This is a genomic window from Candidatus Omnitrophota bacterium (assembly GCA_014728045.1).
Classification (GTDB): domain Bacteria; phylum Omnitrophota; class Gorgyraeia; order Tantalellales; family Tantalellaceae; genus WJMH01.
This window is the reverse complement of record WJMH01000015.1, coordinates 191,221-208,862: the sequence shown is the minus strand read 5'-3', so window position 1 is coordinate 208,862 and position 17,642 is coordinate 191,221. Positions and strand designations below refer to the sequence as shown.

Annotated in this window: 14 protein-coding genes; 13 read left to right on the top strand and 1 reads right to left on the bottom strand. The window is 53.0% G+C overall.

Translation table 11 applies throughout. From position 1 onward, the window contains the following. The first annotated feature begins 49 nt into the window (after positions 1-49). From GF409_06125 to GF409_06115, 3 genes are read left to right on the top strand one after another with little or no spacing between them, the layout of a single operon-like run. Positions 50-556: a MarR family transcriptional regulator gene (locus GF409_06125; protein ID MBD3426790.1), complete on the top strand. Its 507-nt coding sequence runs from the start codon at positions 50-52 to the stop codon at positions 554-556. Further along, positions 553-786: a ferrous iron transport protein A gene (locus GF409_06120; GenBank protein ID MBD3426789.1), complete on the top strand. Its 234-nt coding sequence runs from the start codon at positions 553-555 to the stop codon at positions 784-786. The genes GF409_06125 and GF409_06120 overlap by 4 nt, the downstream gene beginning before the upstream one ends. Continuing rightward, entirely contained in the window at positions 786-2,510 is a 1,725-nt protein-coding gene (locus GF409_06115; GenBank protein ID MBD3426788.1) for a GTP-binding protein, read from the top strand. The genes GF409_06120 and GF409_06115 overlap by 1 nt, the downstream gene beginning before the upstream one ends. Here GF409_06115 and GF409_06110 read toward each other — a convergent pair. Continuing rightward, the gene (locus tag GF409_06110) at positions 2,494-3,969 is read right to left on the bottom strand and encodes a hypothetical protein (protein MBD3426787.1); all 1,476 of its coding nucleotides are present in this window, start codon (positions 3,967-3,969) and stop codon (positions 2,494-2,496) included. The two genes, GF409_06115 and GF409_06110, sit on opposite strands and share 17 nt — an antisense overlap. A gap of 152 nt (positions 3,970-4,121) precedes the next feature. Between GF409_06110 and GF409_06105 the strand changes: the two genes are divergently transcribed. The 10 genes from GF409_06105 (at position 4,122) to nifJ (ending at position 17,499) form a co-directional block, all read left to right on the top strand. Next, positions 4,122-5,300 carry a saccharopine dehydrogenase family protein gene (locus GF409_06105; protein ID MBD3426786.1) on the top strand — a complete coding sequence of 393 codons (1,179 nt, stop codon included), beginning with the start codon at positions 4,122-4,124 and terminating at the stop codon, positions 5,298-5,300. Further along, positions 5,300-6,427, top strand: coding sequence for a carboxynorspermidine decarboxylase (gene nspC / locus GF409_06100; protein MBD3426785.1), 1,128 nt, complete (start codon positions 5,300-5,302; stop codon positions 6,425-6,427). Before GF409_06105 ends, nspC begins: the two co-directional genes overlap by 1 nt. 84 nt (positions 6,428-6,511) lie before the next feature. Then, the gene (locus tag GF409_06095; protein ID MBD3426784.1) at positions 6,512-7,480 is read left to right on the top strand and encodes an ROK family protein; all 969 of its coding nucleotides are present in this window, start codon (positions 6,512-6,514) and stop codon (positions 7,478-7,480) included. Positions 7,481-7,503: 23 nt separating this feature from the next. Then, the gene (locus GF409_06090) at positions 7,504-8,841 is read left to right on the top strand and encodes a glycosyltransferase (protein MBD3426783.1); all 1,338 of its coding nucleotides are present in this window, start codon (positions 7,504-7,506) and stop codon (positions 8,839-8,841) included. Next, positions 8,807-9,655, top strand: coding sequence for a hypothetical protein (locus tag GF409_06085; protein ID MBD3426782.1), 849 nt, complete (start codon positions 8,807-8,809; stop codon positions 9,653-9,655). Before GF409_06090 ends, GF409_06085 begins: the two co-directional genes overlap by 35 nt. After that, positions 9,645-10,436, top strand: coding sequence for a hypothetical protein (locus GF409_06080; GenBank protein ID MBD3426781.1), 792 nt, complete (start codon positions 9,645-9,647; stop codon positions 10,434-10,436). Before GF409_06085 ends, GF409_06080 begins: the two co-directional genes overlap by 11 nt. Positions 10,437-10,506: 70 nt before the next feature. Further along, entirely contained in the window at positions 10,507-12,186 is a 1,680-nt protein-coding gene (gene dnaX / locus GF409_06075) for a DNA polymerase III subunit gamma/tau (protein MBD3426780.1), read from the top strand. Further along, on the top strand, positions 12,183-12,776 hold the full coding sequence (gene recR, locus GF409_06070; GenBank protein MBD3426779.1) for a recombination protein RecR: 594 nt from the start codon (positions 12,183-12,185) through the stop codon (positions 12,774-12,776). Before dnaX ends, recR begins: the two co-directional genes overlap by 4 nt. A gap of 113 nt (positions 12,777-12,889) precedes the next feature. Then, positions 12,890-13,690: a hypothetical protein gene (locus tag GF409_06065; GenBank protein ID MBD3426778.1), complete on the top strand. Its 801-nt coding sequence runs from the start codon at positions 12,890-12,892 to the stop codon at positions 13,688-13,690. A gap of 227 nt (positions 13,691-13,917) precedes the next feature. Then, on the top strand, positions 13,918-17,499 hold the full coding sequence (gene nifJ, locus GF409_06060; GenBank protein ID MBD3426777.1) for a pyruvate:ferredoxin (flavodoxin) oxidoreductase: 3,582 nt from the start codon (positions 13,918-13,920) through the stop codon (positions 17,497-17,499). The last annotated feature ends 143 nt before the right edge of the window (positions 17,500-17,642 follow it).

Genomic DNA, 17,642 nt, shown 5'->3' with positions numbered 1-17,642 from the left:
TTAGAATAAACTAACAAAGTAAATACCAACAAACTTATGGTGGATCCGAATGGTCAAAATAAATACTAAAAAGAAGAAGCTCACCTCCAGTATGGAGGATTACCTTGAGGCTATCGCCGCGATCAAGGCGGAAAAAGGTGTTGCCAGGGTCAAGGATATAAGTAAAATGATGGGTGTAAAAAAGCCGAGCGTGACCAGCGCGGTAAAGTCCCTTTGCGAAAGGGGCCTTATCATACACGAGAGGTACGGTTACGTGGATCTAACCCGGCAGGGTGAAAAGCTCGCCCGGTCCATCCGCAGGAAGCATGATACCCTTGTAAGGTTCATAAGCAGGATACTCGGGGTGGACAGAAAGATAGCCGCCGCCGACGCCTGCAAGATAGAACACCATATAAGCCCCGAGACCTTTGAGAGGCTGACGAAATTCGTCGAATTCGTAAAAGGCTGTCCCGATGGTGATAAGCCGGAGTGGCTTAAGGGTTTCGATCACTATCACAGGACGGGTAAGCGACTGGAGTGCAAGACCAGGAAAAGAACGAAAAAACGGAAAAGGTGAAGAGAATGTATCTGACTGAACTAAAAAGGGGCCAGACCGCGGTCGTCATGGATATCCTCGGCGGTATGGGCGCAGAAAGGCGCCTTGAAGCCCTGGGTATCAGGCGCGGCAAAAAACTGACCATGATCAGCGCTCATTTCTGGAGGGGTCCGGTGACCGTGCTTATAGGCAAGGCCAAGGTCGCGATAGGGCACGGTATGGCACAGAAGATACTTGTGGAGGTGCTTTAATGTCCGGGAAAGAGAAGAAAATACTCCTTATGGGAAACCCCAACGTCGGTAAGAGCGCCATTTTTTCCAGGCTCACCGGGGCGAGGGTCACCGTGTCCAATTACCCGGGCACCACCGTAGGTTTCAGCCAGGGGTATATGAACCTGACCGAGGGAGAAAGGGGCCTTATCATAGACGTCCCCGGGGTATATAACCTCGAGCCTTCCAGCAGGGCGGATGAAGTCTCTCTTGAGATGCTCCGGGAGGGCGATCTGGTGGTCAACGTTGTCGATGCGACCAACCTGGAAAGGAACCTCTACCTTACCCTACAGCTCAGGGAAAGAAAAGTTCCCATGGTGGTCGCTCTCAACATGTGGGACGAGACCCGGCACAGGGGCATCGAGATCGATGTCGAAAAACTCGAAAAGGAACTGGGCGTTCCAGTTATACCCACTTGCGGCATAACCGGCGTAGGCATAAGAAAACTTATGGTCACCCTGCGGGAACTAAGGCAAAAAGAGTTCCCCCGACTGAGCAAGGACGAGAAATGGGAGGAGATAGGAAGGATGGTCGAGACCTCTCAGAAGCTCCACCACCATCATCACACCTTCCTTGAGAGACTGGAGGATATAAGCACCAGGCCGGTTACGGGTCTTCCCATAGCGGCTCTTGTGGTGTTCGTCTCTTTCCAGGTTATCCGTTTCATCGCCGAGAGCCTTATAGGGTACGTTTTTGAACCCCTTTTCGACAGGTTGTGGCTCCCGGTCGTTCAGGCGGTAAGTGGCGCCCTGGGAGGAAGCGGCATACTGCACGACGTTCTCATCGGCGACTTCATAAACGGACAGATAGATTTCGGCATGTCCTTCGGGCTTCTCACCACCGGTCTTTATGTGCCCATAGCCGCCGTACTGCCCTACATAGTGAGCTTTTATCTTGTTCTGGGCGTTTTGGAGGACTTCGGGTATCTTCCCAGGCTGGCCACCCAGGTTGACAACCTGTTCCATCATCTGGGGCTGCACGGGTACGCCATAGTACCGATGATACTTGGTCTGGGCTGCAACGTCCCCGGGGCCATGGCGCTTCGCCTCATGGAGACGAAAAGGGAGAAGTTCATAGCAGCGACCCTGATGGCCGTAGCGGTCCCCTGCATGGCGCAGATAGCCATGATCGTGGGTCTGGTCGGGCAGAGGGGAGGACAGTATGTTGCGGCGATATTCGGAATTCTTTTCGCGATACTTCTTATTAAGGGATTTTTAATGAACCTCCTGATGAAGGGGGCAAGCCCTGAGATCCTCTGGGAGATACCTCCTTACCGCCTGCCGCAGCCGGTGGCGGTCCTCAAGAAGCTCTGGATGAGGATATATGAATTTCTCAAGGAAGCGATCCCCTACGTGCTCTTGGGCGTTTTCATAGTCAATATTCTTTACATGACGGGCGTGATCCGTATCATGGCACGGGTTTTCGCGCCTTTTTTAAGCGGGTTATGGGGACTGCCGCGCGAGACCATATCAGCGATGCTCGTGGGGTTCCTCAGGAAGGATGTGGCCGTGGGGATGCTGGGGCCGCTTGAACTTACCACCAAGCAGCTGATCGTAGCCTGCACGATACTTGCCATTTATTTTCCGTGTGTCGCCACTTTCACCGTAATGGTCCGTGAGCTCGGCGCCAGGGAAATGGCCAAGGCGGCGGGCCTGATGATACTTACCGCGATCATCGTGGGTACCGCGCTTAATTTTCTTCTTTAATGCCTTTTCCAGCAATGGCCGGGGAACCACCCCCGTAAGAGGAAAGGTCCCAGACATAAGACCATCCGACACGGACCGGTCCACCCGGCAGGAGAAGGCGCATCTTCTCAACAAGCGCTTTATGGTTATATGCCTTATCGGGTGAATCGCAGACCACGAACCAGCTTATCCGGTGCTCCTTGATCGTTCTGAGTATCTCCGAGGGACTCTCGGTGCCCTTTATGAACATAACGGGGTGCTGACGCCAGTAATAGACGAATATGGGGCAGATGGGCATTTTCCAGTAGGCGAAATCCGTAATCATCAGCCTGTCGTTACTGTCCATATGCCGGTTGAGATATAAGGCAAGGTCGCGAGAGGAGGACGCTCCCGGCCAACCGTTGGGATAAGTGCTTTTATGGTATTGCCGGTATGAGAAGGTGGAGCCGGTGAAAACGACCAGGCCGAGCATAAGGTAAAGGATCGTCCTGAGCAGCCGCGAGAAATGGCTCCTGCCGAAGAGGAATAAAGCTCCTCCTCCGGCGGTCATAGCCAGCGCCGGTAGGGCCGAATACGATAACCAGGGGGTTTTTGTCCTGGCAAGGAGCGAAATGGGAATGTATACGCACAGGATCACAACAACCGGCAGGGCTATCTCTGCCTTCCTTTTAATATATGAAAAATACGGTAGTATGAGAATGCCCGGCAAAAAGAAGAAAACGCCACCCGCACCCAGGTCCGTCACCAGTTTTTCCAGGTAGTACCATGCGGGCCGTGACCAGATCTTACCGTAGTATTCCCCCGAAAAGTAGAACGCGCTCACATCCCCGAAAAGGTTGCTGAAAAATAAATACCACCAGGCGCTTATCGCCAGGACGACAAGCGCGAACATGAAAAATATCCGCATTTTTCTCCCGCCGGATACGGTAAATATCAGAAAAGCGGCCGGCAGGCAGAAGAAAAGGGCGCTCTCCTTTGAGAGGAACGAAAGACCCAGCACCATCGCCGAGAGGAGGAACCGCCTGTCCAGGATAAGCAGTAATGATAAGTAACCGGTGAAGACAGCCAGGGCGTCGCGTTTTATCCATGTGTCGTAGCCTATCGAAGAAGGCATGAAACACAGGAAGATCCCGGTCAGGACGGCGTACTTAAGCCCGCCGATACGCCGGCTCAGGAAGAACACCGCGAGGAAGCTCCCGTAAGAGAACAAAAGCGAGAGCGACTCGGCCCTCAGGGCGAAACCCTCCGCGAAGGGCGCGAGGAATTTCGCGAAGAACATGTAAAGAGGGGGGTGGAAACCGTAATACCAGTAAAACGGGTCTTTCGCCGCGCCCGCGAGAAAGGCCCTCAGCGAAAGGATATTCCAGGCTTCGTCCCACATGAGCAGGTGGCCTATCGTCCGTATCCTCACGAGCAGGAATACCGCCGAAAGCAGGAAAAGAGCGGTAAAAAGTCTTTTCTTTTCTGTTGGGATACCCATATTCAGAACCATTTTATCCTGTTTGGCCCATTCGTCAAGAATAAACGGAAAAAGCGCCCAAATCAAGTATTTACACTTACCCCTGGTTCTGATAAAATGTAGCATCGTTGAGGGGAGCCGAAAAACACTAACTCCAAGGAGCATAGCAAGATATGAGCAAAGTTCTGATAATAGGCGCCGGGGGTGTCGGGGCTGTCGTGACCCATAAATGCGCCCAGGTGCCGGAAGTTTTCGACAGCATCTGTCTGGCGAGCAGGACGGTTGAAAAATGCGAGAAAATAGCCGACCAGATCGAAAGCGCGATAAGGGTCGAGAAGCTGGATGCCGATGATGTCGGGGCTACGGTGCGTCTTATCGAGGATTTCAGGCCCGATATAGTGATAAACGTGGCACTGCCCTACCAGGACCTGGCGATCATGGACGCATGCCTGAAGAGCGGGGTCGACTACCTTGATACGGCCAATTACGAGCCGCCAGATGAGGCGAAGTTCTGTTACAAATGGCAGTGGGATTACCATGACAGGTTCAAGCAGAGAGGGCTTATGGCACTTCTGGGCAGCGGGTTCGATCCGGGGGTAACGAATGTTTTCTGCGCGTACGCCATGAAGCACTATTTCGACCGGATACATTATATCGATATCATGGACTGTAACGCCGGAAGCCACGGGCATCCTTTCGCGACCAACTTCAACCCCGAGATAAATATCAGGGAGATAACCCAGAGGGGCAAGTACTGGGAGGAAGGTTCCTGGAAGGAGACGGATCCTCTTTCGGTGCACAGAAAGTTCGATTTCCCGCAGATCGGCCCGAGAGAGATGTACCTTATGTATCATGAGGAGCTCGAGTCACTGGCCAGGAACATCGAGGGCCTTAAGAGGATAAGGTTCTGGATGACATTCGGGGAGGAATACCTTACTCATCTCAGGGTCCTTCAGAACGTCGGCATGACGCGCATAGACGAGGTGGAGTATGACGGTAAGAAAATAGTGCCACTTAAGTTCCTCAAATCGGTCCTGCCGGAGCCAGCATCCCTCGGCGCCAATTATACCGGCAAGACCAATATAGGCTGCATGATCGAAGGCCTCAAGGATTCGAAAAAGCGCAAGATCTACATATACAATGTTTGTGACCACGCAGAATGTTACCGTGAGGTAAGATCCCAGGCCATTTCCTATACCACCGGAGTTCCCGCCATGATCGGGGCGATGCTCATGGTGACAGGCACCTGGAGGGGCGAGGGCGTGTTCAACATGGAACAGCTGGACCCCGACCCCTTTATGGAGAAGCTGAACACGCACGGTCTGCCCTGGGTCGTGGAGGAAATCGAATAGTGTCCGTATCCGGTAAAGTGCCACATACTCCCTGTTATCTTGTCGACAAGGGGATCCTGGAGGAGAACCTCAAGACGCTTTCTGAGGTTGAGCAGAGCTCTGGTTGCGAGATACTCCTTGCCCTGAAGGCCTTCGCGATGTTCAGCACCTCTTCTCTTATAGGCAAGTATCTTTCGGGCACGAACGCCAGTTCCCTCGACGAGGCGCGCCTGGGCTCCGAGGAGTTCGGCGGCCAGGTCCACGTCTACGCGCCCGCGTATAAACAAGAAGAGTTCGCCGATATCCTCGGCTACGCAAGCCACGTTAATTTCAATTCATTTTCACAGTGGGAGAAGTTCAAAAAGGACGCCTTATCTTCGGAGGGCGTTAAGTTCGGTCTCAGGATAAATCCCGAGCATTCAGAGGTGAAAGTTCCCCTTTACGACCCCTGCGCGCCGGCCTCGCGCCTCGGGATCAGGGCGGGAGAGTTCGCCGGAAGGGACCTTGAGGGAATAACCGGCCTTCATTTCCATACCCTGTGCGAGCTTAATGCCGATTCGCTCGAGCGCACCCTCAAGGCGGTAGAGAAGAAGTTCGCCCCTTACCTGGACCGTATGGAGTGGGTGAATTTCGGGGGCGGACACCATATCACAAGAGAGGACTATGAAGTTGAGCTTCTCGTCGCTCTTATAAAGGATTTTCGTAAGAGGTACGGGGTCAGTGTCTATCTTGAGCCGGGAGAAGCGGTAGCACTTAACGCTGGAGTTTTCATCTGTTCGGTGCTTGATATAATCCCGGGAAGCCCCGAAGTGGCCATACTTGACGCATCCGCCGCCGCTCACACCCCCGATGTTCTGGAGATGCCCTACAGGCCCGGCCTTGCCGAAGAGGAAGAGGGCCGCTTCAGGTACCGACTGGGGGGGCTTAGCTGCCTGGCGGGGGATTTTTTCGGGGAGTATTCGTTCTCGCGTCCCCTTGAGCCGGGCGACAGGCTAACGTTCACGGACATGGCTCACTACACCATGGTCAAGAACAACACTTTCAACGGTGTTCGGCTTCCCTCGATAGCGGTGTACGATCCGGCAACCGGCGAGGTCGAGATAGTGCGCAGTTTCGGTTACGAGGATTACCGCGGACGCCTCTCGTGAGGTCCGGTTTTTCGTTGTTAAACTTTTTTATTTATGCAATAATTATTTATCTAGCGGATATGGGTATCGAAAGGTGATAGGTCCATGAAAAAATACATTATCGGGGTGGATATAGGCGGCACGAAAATAGCCGCCGGCATAGTCCACAGAAGCGGAAAGCTCAGAGAGAAGCATGTCGTGCCGACCCTTGCCGGGAAAGGGTTCGATGTCTCGATGGGCCAGGTCGAGCTGGCCATAAAGGAACTTCTCAAGGCTAGTAAGGTCTCCATGAAGGATATCGAGGGAATAGGGGTTTGCGCGCCGGGTCCGCTCGACCCGGATAAAGGCATAGTGCACAACCCGCCCAACCTTCCCGGGTGGAGGGAAGTGCCCCTGGTCGAGAAGATCAGGAAAAAGTTCAGGAAAAAGACGAAACTTGAAAATGACGCCAATTCCGCCGGTATGGCCGAGGTCATATGGGGCGCAGCTAAAGGCTTCAAGCACGTTTTCTACGTAACCGTGAGCACCGGTATAGGAACGGGTATAATAATAGACGGGAAGATATATCACGGCAAGAACGGTATGGCCGGGGAAGGCGGCCACGTTACGATAAATTACACAGACCGGTCGGCCGTATGTAATTGCGGCAACATAGGTTGTATCGAGTCTTTAGCATCGGGTCCCAGCACCGTCAAAAGACTGGTCGGCAAGCTCAGGAAGAACCCCAGACTCAAGACCAGCGTAGTGGACATAGCCGGGGGCGAGCTCGACAATATAACCATGGTGGATATAGGCGAAGCCGCCCGGGAAGGCGACAAGGTCGCTCTCGAGGCGGTCAAGCAGCAGGGGAAACTCCTCGGGATATGGCTGGGGAGCATGATAAGCGTCCTCGATCCCGAGATCATAGTAATAGGAGGAGGGGTCTCGCTCCTGGGAGGGATGCTCTTCAGGGAGATACGCTCCACGATACCAGCACGCACCATCAACATCTTTTCCAAGAAAACACAGGTCGTTCAGGCGAAACTCAAGCGCGATGTGGGTATTTACGGAGCGGCCTCGATACTCCTGGTGTAGTCGCCCCTTCTGAAAGGAAAGCCTTGAAGATACTCATAGTGTCCTTACAGTTCGAAAAGACCTCAACGGGCGGGGGCGGGGTCCACGTCGAGCACATAACCGACCAGTTCCTGGAACTGGGCCACGAGGTCACGATAATCTCGATACATACCGATAAAACGCTGCCCGAGGCTGACCTTAGGACCGACCGGAAAACCCCTTACAGTATAACTGAAAGAGGACGTCTTACGGTCATAAGGTTCCTGATAGAGAAAGGGATAGCTCATCCCTACGTGCATGAGGCGAAGGACGAAGAGCTCCGGAGGATAATGAAGTTCGCCGAAGTTGTTGTCGACTGGATAGGGCGCCACGGGGAGGACTTCGACGTTATCAATCTCCAGGGGCACCACATAATACCGGGGTACATGGCCAGGCAACTTCGCGGAAAGGGACCGGCGAAGATCTCATATCTTCACGCTCTTGAGACCACCTATGTTACCGAAAAGGGCGAGTTCGTCGGGGCCTATGACGGCACAAAAGAGGTCCTCGCGCGCATACGGCGCTGGGAAAGCATGTGCCGCTACGCCGACCTTGTTATCGCCAACAGTCCCATGGTAAGGGATGACTTCAAGAGGATAGTGAGCGAGTTCGACGAGGTCTCCAAATACGAGGAGAGGATCACCGTTCTCGCTTCCGGGTGCAACAAGGATTTTCTGATGGAGGATGAGCTGATCAGGCGCAAGCTCGGCCGTTCCCCCGAGACGGTGGAGCTTGTTACTTTCTGCAGGGTCGACCCCAGTAAAGGCGTGGAATATTCCATAAAGGGTTCTGTGGAAGCGGCCAGGCTTTCAGTCGGCAGGAAGTTCCGCCTTACGGTAGCCGGGATTCCTTCTTCGGAGGCATATATCGAAAAGTTGAGGACCCTGGCAGAAGGGGTACCGGCAAACCTCGAAGTAAGCTTCGAGCTTAAGGACACGATAAGCCCGCTCGAGGAGAAGAAACAGATACTTGACTCAAAGCACATATACATACTGCCGACACTGAAAGAACCCTTCGGCATGTCGCTGATAGAGGCTTCCGCGAGGGGTAACATGGTGGTATCGGCCGACACCAACGGGCCGATGTACATGTTCGATGCTGAAAAAGGCGAAGAGACAGACTGGGGCACGGTCACAGATTGCGGCGTGCTCGCCCGGATAACACGGGAGCCTGAAGTGAACCTCGCCGGCAATATCGGCAAAGCCGTCATCTGGACGGTGGGTAACTGGCCGGAAAGCCTGGAGAGGGTGATAAACTTCAACAGTAAGATACGCGCGAACTGGACCTGGGAGGGTATTGCGAGGCGTTATGTTGAATTGTTCAAAGAGCAACAAGTACACTGACCGGTGTGTGGCGACAAGTTGCGACGCGAATTATTTCCCGGCGCTGATGGCGCTTCTGCGCAGCCTTGAAAGCACCAATCCCCGGCTTCCGGTGGTAGTTTTTGACGGGGGGCTTACCCCGCGCCAGGCTTCAAGGGCGCGCCGGTACGCGGAAGTACTGCCTAAAAAGCCTTTCATGGAGATCGAGAGCCGCGGAAAGTTCGCTTATATAGGGCAGACGACACTTTTGAAGTTCGAGGTGGAACACCTTGATTACGAGAAAGTTCTTTACCTTGACGCCGACACGGTGGTGCTGGAGGATCTGGATGAAGTATTCTCCATTCCCGACGGATGCGTGGGGGTCGTGCGCGAAGTGAACTCGCTGAGGAACATGTTCCGCATCCAGCACAGGGACATGCTCGCGGAAAATATTGACATAGACTGGGAGGCGCCGGGCTTCAACGCGGGTATATTCCTGCTGTGTCCCTCGCAGTGGCGGGGTCTTACCCGAAACGCCGAGCAGCTGGTCGCGCGTTTCGGGAAGGATGTTTTCACCAAATCCAAGGACCAGCAGCTTTTGAACATCCTCTTCCGGGGCAGGCTGCACGATCTACCGAAAAAATATAATTTCGCGCCTTTTTACGATGAGACCGGGGAAAGTTCTCCCGCGGTGGTGCACTACCTTACTTTTTGCAAGCCGTGGCATTCCGGTTATCCCCCGGGTCACAGATATCCTGAGTTCAGGCGCCACGTACGAATCGCGGATCATCCGGAAATACTTCTGCATGACATTAAAAGGTGCGCAAAACGATTTAGGCGGCTTCATGAAGCATAAAAAGTTCCTTATGACCCCGATGATATTACTGGTGATGTTGTCGGCCTCCATTGTTCAAGATGACCAGACCGAGCTTTTCTCTACCGGCAAGAGCAGGGAGCAGTTCGCCCAGGAGATGGCGGTTCTTATCACAAAGGCGTGGAAAAGCTGGCAGGACCGCGTCGAGATAAATGACGTGGATGTTGAGGGTTCAAGGGGCATGCTCATGCCCGGCGATATAAGTGAACCGGTGCTTACCTCTGAAGAGATACTTAAGAGCTTTGACAAGGTCGGCAGATCGCAGGCCGGAATAAACGCGGCAAAGGCCGTTGCCGACGCCCTCGAAGAGGGGATGAGGTTGTGGCAGAGGGGATACACCCATTCCAACATACCCTTTCCGCAGGGAGCTTCATGTTCCTATACGATGCCGCCGAGCAACAACGTGCCCGTTCTGGTCTCTTCGGGGACTTCTCCGGGCGACAGTGCGATGACCGAATCGGCGCTCTATAATTACATGCTTTACCGCGCTCCGGATGACGATGAGGACGTTCTGGTCGTTTTCCGCGCCTGCGCGAAGAGCATAGCGCTCTGCTTCCGTAAATGGAAAGAGTCCTGTTCCATTGTCGGTATCCTCGCTTCCGGAGGCATAGCCCCGCAGCCCGCACCCTTAGGCACAGGTCCCGGTCCGGTAAGCGGTGCAAAAGGTTCGGGCGGCAAGCTGATCGGCCCTTACCTGGACGGCGATCTTCTGCTTGATAACATGTTAAAATACCTCAGGGGCCACAGAAAAAGCGTATCTTGAATTTTGGCATCCCTTGTGTTATAAAGGATAGAAGAATAGAGAGAACACTAACCACCACAACGGATCAGATATGTCCTACCAGGTATTAGCTCAGAAATACAGGCCCCAGACTTTCGACGATGTCATAGGCCAGGATACAGTTACCAGAACGCTAAAGAATTCCATACTGCAGGGGCGTATCGCCAACGCATATATTTTCTGCGGACCCAGGGGGGTGGGCAAGACCTCCATAGCCAGGCTTCTTTCCAAGGTGCTTAACTGTGAAAAAGACCCGGACAAGAGGCCGTGTAACAGCTGTCCTTCATGCGTTGAGATATCCCAGGGTAACAATATTGACGTTCTTGAGATAGACGGCGCTTCCAACCGGGGTATCGACGAGATACGCACGTTACGGGAGAACGTTAAATTTTCCCCCTCCAAAGGCGAGTACAAGATCTACATAATAGACGAGGTCCATATGCTGACGGCGGAGGCTTTTAATGCGCTTTTAAAGACCCTTGAGGAGCCGCCCGCCCATGTCAAGTTCATATTCGCGACCACCGAACCGCACAAGGTGCTGCCTACGATAATGTCGCGTTGCCAGAGGTTCGATTTCAAGCGTATCCCGCCGGCGATGATCTACGACAGACTGATGGATATAGCCAACAGGGAAAAAATAGACATAGAGGAGAAAGCCGCGCTGGTCATCGCCCGTTCCGCCGACGGTAGCATGAGGGACGCGCTTGTTATACTAGACCAGATGGTATCTTTCTCCGGAGGAAAGATACGCTCCGGAGAGGTGATAGATCTGTTGGGTATGGTGCATAAGGACAAGATCTTCGAGCTTTCCGATTCTGTCATAGAAAACGCTCCCGAGAAGCTCATCTCCATACTGGATGAACTTATAAATAACGGCAAGGACCCCGTTTTCATTACCAACAGCCTTATTTCCCATTACAGGGACCTCATGATACTCAAGACCGCCGGAAAGCCCACTTCCGATATGGCTTTTTCGCCTGATGAGAAGAAGAAGATAGACGAGCAGGTAGAAAAACTTACAATAGAAGAGATACTTTATGTTCTCCAGAACCTGACACATTGCCTTTCGCTCATGAAGAACACTTTTTTCGCGCGCGCTCCTTTGGAGCTGACGCTTATCAGGCTGACCAAAAGGTCCAGCGCGCTTCAGCTTGCCGAGGTCGTAAAAAAACTTGATAACCCTTCCTTCGGGGTGGATAGGGATGTGCATTCACTGGGCGCGCAGGCGAGGTCCGAAAAACCGGTTAACAGACCCCCGCGACATAAGGAGCCCGGGAGCGCCTCACCGGATCCTTCCCGGTCGGATAATGACCAGCCCCAGGATGATCAGAGCGAAAGGTCCGCTGAATTCCACTGGAAGGCTCTTCTGAATTACGTGAGGAACAAGAAGATGTCCGTCTATACTTTCCTCAACGCGGCCAGGCCCGTCGAATTAAACAGCAAAAAGGTCATAATAGGTTTCGGCAAGGAACACGCCTTCAACAAGGAGGCCCTGGAGACGGAAAATAACCGACTCATAATCGAGGAAGCGGCAGGCAAGGTCCTGGGAGCCTCACCCCGCCTTGAGTTCACTCTGCTGGAGTTCATTTCCGAGAACACGGGGGAGGATGACCCTAAAGCCGAAGAAAAGCTTATGGCGGAAAAGAAGAAAATGGGTCCCGTTATCGAACAGGCCATGGATGTTTTCGGGGGACACGTGGTCCGGGACATGAAGGAAGGACCGGCAAGATGAGAGGCTTACCCAAGCCGATGACGGCTCTTATAGAACAGTTCTGCAAAATGCCCGGGATCGGCACGCGATCGGCCCAGCGGCTCACCTTTTACATATTGCAGTCATCCGCCGAAGATATCGAACAATTGCTCAGGTATATTCGCGAAGTTAAGGAGAACGTCAGGTTCTGTAGTATATGCCACAATCTCAGCGAGAAGGATGTCTGTTCGATCTGTTCTGATGATTCCCGTGACGCTTCCAAGGTTTGCGTGGTGGAAGGCCCGGCCGGGGTCATCTCCATGGAAAAAAGCGGGGCATACGACGGCACGTATCATGTGCTGCTCGGGGAGATTTCCCCTATAGACGGGGTGGGTCCGGAGGACCTTAAGATAAACGACCTGATAAAAAGGGTCAGAAGCGGCAAGGTCAAGGAGCTCATCATCGCGACGGATTTCACCACCGAAGGCGAGACCACCGCGCTCTACCTTGCCGAAGTACTTAAAAAACATAAAGTGAAAGTCACCCGCCTCTCAAGAGGGGTGCCCGTGGGCGGCAGCCTGGAACACGCGGACGTGGCGACCCTGCAGAGGGCTTTCGAAGAGAGAAGATGACCTGAAAAACACCGTAGCGCGGGATTTGACATTACAGATATTGTCATTATACTTTAGTTAGTAATATTGTTAATGTATATAAAAGGGTATGTGTATAATTTAAGGAGGTACGCATGGGCATTCTTGAAGCGGTAAAGAAGGGGTTCATCCAGACCAACAGGCTTTTGAACGTGGTCCTGGTGTTCTTCATTTTCAACGCGGTGATCGGCCTGATCAGTCTGCCGCTGGCCAACCCGGAGAGGGCCGGAAACCCCGGGATAGTTACAGTATCGATAATATCGAGCATACTGTTCTTTTTGATCTTCATTTTCCTGCAGGGTGGTGCTCTCGGCCTGGTGAAGGACCAGATCAAGGCGGGGTCCAGCAGCATGGCCCAGTTCACCAGTTACGGCAAAAGGTATTACCTGAGGATACTCGGTCTTTTACTCCTTTACGTGCTTATCGCCATAGCCGTTGTCCTGGTGCTCAGCCTTATAAGTGCCGGGATACTGCTTCTTGGGGATAACATAGTCACTAGGAGCATCGTGGCCGCCATGGTCACAGCGGTCGCCGTTATAGTGATAACGCTTCTTATCTACCCGATCTATTCGATAGTCGTGGACGATATGGGTTCCCTCGCGGCCCTAAAAAAGGGTGTAAACACGGCGAAGGAGAACTTCTGGCAGACGCTGGGCCTTTTCGCAGTACTGCTGGTGGTGAGCCTGATAATATCCCTTGTAATAGGGTTCATTGTCGGTCTTGTCACGGTGCCTTTGAGCCCGAACATAAGCCAGGTGGTCATAGCCATAGTCAACGCGGCGGTACAGTCGTATATACCGATAATCATGATGGTGGCTTTCATGAGCTACTACATGAGCCTGCAAAAGTCAGTTATCCCGCCCCAGCCGGAAGCACCGACCATGGGCGAGATGTAATCCTGCTATGTAAGCAATAATGCCTTTAAAGAACGGCGGCCTTCAGGGGCCGCCGTTCTTCCATCCTGCCCGGCACCTCCCGTGCCGAAAAGCGGACCGCGCCAAATATTTTCTTAACAACTATTGACACATATGTTAGAATAGAAGACCGCTGTAAGCTAATATACTGAGATATCCAGTTTATTCACGTTACTTTCCATTTATACAATAAATCAGGAGGTTACCTAATGGAACGCAAAATGGTCCCGTATGACGGAAACAGCGCTGTAGCACACGTCGCTCATGCAACTAACGAGATAATAGCCATTTATCCCATAACGCCATCTTCGCCGATGGGCGAGATATCAGACGCGAAATCCGCTAACGGGATGAAGAACATATGGGGTACTGTCCCGGCGGTTGTCGAACTGCAGTCCGAGGGCGGCGCATCGGGCGCTTGCCACGGGGCTCTCACGACCGGGGCTTTGACCACCACTTTCACCGCTTCACAGGGGTTGCTTTTAATGATCCCCAACATGTACAAGATAGCCGGAGAACTGACCCCCACCGTGTTCCATATCGCCGCAAGATCACTGGCCTGCCAGGCGCTTTCCATTTTCGGTGACCATTCGGACGTTATGGCAACCCGCGCGACAGGTTGGGCACTCCTGGCAGCATCCAGTGTGCAGGAGACAATGGATTTCGCGCTCATAGCCCAGGCCGCCACACTTGAATCAAGGATACCTTTCCTGCATTTTTTCGAGGGTTTCCGGGTCTCCCACGAGATACAGAAGATCGAGGAGCTCACTTACGATGATATGAAGAAGATGATGGATGAAAAGTACATCCACCAGCACCGCAGGTGGGGGATGAATCCGGAACACCCGGTCATAAGGGGGACCTCTCAGAACCCCGATGTTTATTTCCAGGGCCGTGAATCGGTGAACAAATATTACCTGGAATGTCCCGGTATCGTCCAGAAAGCCATGGACAAGTTCGCGAAGATAACCGGAAGGCAGTACAATCTCTTTGACTACATAGGCGCTGAGGATGCCGACAGGGTGATAGTGATAATGGGTTCCGGCGGCGAGGCCGTGCATGAGACGGTGGATTATCTCACCGGGAAGGGCGAGAAAGTGGGCCTTGTCAAGGTCAGGCTTTACAGGCCATTTGATGCCAAGGCTTTCGTGAACGCCCTCCCCAAGACGGTTGAATCCATTGCCGTTCTTGACAGGACCAAAGAGCCGGGCAGTCTCGGAGAGCCTTTGTACGATGACGTCCGTACCGCTATCGGGGAGGCACTTGAAGAAGGATTCGCTCCTTTCAGGGGATACCCGAAGATCGTAGGCGGCCGCTACGGGCTGGGCTCGGCTGAATTCACACCCGCGATGATCAAGGCGGTATTGGACAATCTCAAGGAGAAAAAACCGAAGAACCATTTTACTGTGGGCATTGAGGATGATGTTACCAACACCAGCCTGGATTACGACCCGTCCTTCAGCACGGAGAGCGATGAGGTCTACCGCGCGATGTTCTACGGCCTGGGTTCGGATGGTACAGTGGGAGCGAACAAGAATTCCATCAAGATAATAGCCGAAAAGACCGATAACAACGCCCAGGGCTACTTCGTTTATGATTCGAAAAAGGCGGGCGCGGTGACCATATCGCACCTCCGTTTCGGCAAGACCCCGATCAGGAGTCCGTATCTTATAACCGAAGCTAATTTCCTGGCATGCCACAACTGGTCGTTCCTTGAGAAATACGACATGCTGAAGAACATCACGGAAGGCGGCACGTTTCTTCTGACCTCCCCCTACGGCAAGGATGCAGTATGGGAGAAGCTGCCCGCCAAGGTCCAGAAACAGATAGTCGAGAAAAAACTCGATTTTTACGTGATCGACGCTGTCAAGATAGCCAGGGACATAGGGCTGGGGCCGAGGATAAACACCATCATGCAGGCGGCGTTCTTCACCATCTCCAAGGTCATCGACGAAAAGACCGCGGTTAGCGCCATCAAGGAAGCGGTCAAGAAGTCCTACGGTTCCAAGGGCGAGAAGATAGTAGAGATGAACATCAAGGCCATAGACGAGGCGCTCAAGAACGTGCAACAGGTACCGGTGCCCGATAAGTTCTCCGGAAAAGTCGAGGAAAAACCAGTGGTGTCGGAAGACGCTCCCGATTTCGTGAAGGAGACCACGGCCAAGATGATCAAGGGCGAGGGAGGATCGATCAAGGTATCCGAGATGCCCGCCGACGGCACGTGGCCCACCGCCACGACCCAGTACGAAAAACGCAACATCGCCGTTAATATCCCCGTATGGAACCCGGAGACGTGCATACAGTGCGGTAAGTGCTCGATGCTCTGTCCCCATTCGGTCATACGGGCCAAGATATATAAAAAGGAACAGCTTGAGGATGCGCCTTCCTCGTTCAAGCACTCGGAAGTTAAACCCAAGCCAAAAGAGGGTTATGTCTACACCTTGCAGATAGCACCGGAAGATTGTACCGGTTGCGGTGTGTGCGTGGAGTATTGTCCCATGAAGGCCAAGGAAGCCATCAAGATGATGCCCAAGGAGCCTTTGAGGGAGCAGGAACGTGAGAACCTGGAATTTTTCCACAACCTGCCGGAAACCGACCCTTCACTTTTCAACAGGTACGTCATGAACGGCATACAGTTCGTTGATCCGCTTTTCGAATACTCGGGGGCATGCGCGGGTTGCGGGGAGACCGCTTACGTAAAACTCCTCACGCAGCTTTTCGGGGACAGGGCGTTGATAGCCAACGCGACGGGTTGTTCCTCCATTTACGGGGGGAACCTTCCGACCACTCCGTACTGCACCCGCCCCGACGGACGCGGACCGGCCTGGAACAACTCGCTTTTCGAGGATACGGCCGAGATCGCTTACGGGATGAGGCTCACTTCTGATAAATATACCGAATACGCTAATGAACTCGCCGACAGGATAATATCCAATAATTCCTGCAAGGATGAGATATTGAACCTGCTGAAGGAGGCTAAGGAAGCCGACCAGTCCTCTCAGGAAGGCATTGAAAAGCAGCGCTCGCGCGTCACAGAGCTCAAGGGAGCGCTTAAACAGTGCGATTGCCCGGATTGCAGGGAACTGCTGAGCGTTGCCGATTACCTCATCAACCGTTCTGTCTGGGGTGTCGGTGGTGACGGATGGGCGTATGACATAGGTTACGGCGGGCTTGACCACGTGATAGCATCCGGCAGGAACGTCAATCTGCTCGTTCTGGATACCGAGGTGTATTCCAATACCGGAGGCCAGGCTTCCAAGGCGACTCCCATGGGCGCTGTTGCCCGGTTCGCCGCCAGCGGTAAACCCATAGGAAAAAAGGACCTTGGTCTTATGGCCATGAGCTACGGGTATGTTTATGTGGCTAAGGTCGCTATAGGGGCCGATCCCATGCAGACCCTTAAAGCTTTCCGTGAAGCGGAAGCCTACGATGGTCCTTCGCTGGTGATAGCCTACTCCCACTGCATAGCGCACGGCTATAATCTCATCAAGGGTAACGAAGAACAGAAAAAGGCCGTCGCTTCGGGCCACTGGCCCCTTTTCAGATATAATCCCGATCTTTGCGGGGAGGGTAAGAACCCGCTCAGTCTGGACAGCAAGGAACCGAGCATCAAGCTTGAGGATTACATCTACAACGAGAACCGATATAATGTCCTCAAGAAAAAGGATCCGGAAAGGGCTAAGAAACTCCTGGAGGATGCCCAGCATCTTGTCAAGGAACATTACGCTCTGTATGAATACCTGGCTGAAAGGAAAAAGCCTTCACCTGAAAAAGAAGAGGTAAAGGCCTAGTTTACAGGGCTCTTTTGGCAGGGAAAAGAACCCCCCGTGATGCTTTTCGCGGGGGGTTCTTTATATATACCCCCACCCGTAATTAAGATATAAAAAAGCTAGTTGTAATAAATTATATATAGTTATATAATGGTGTGAATGTT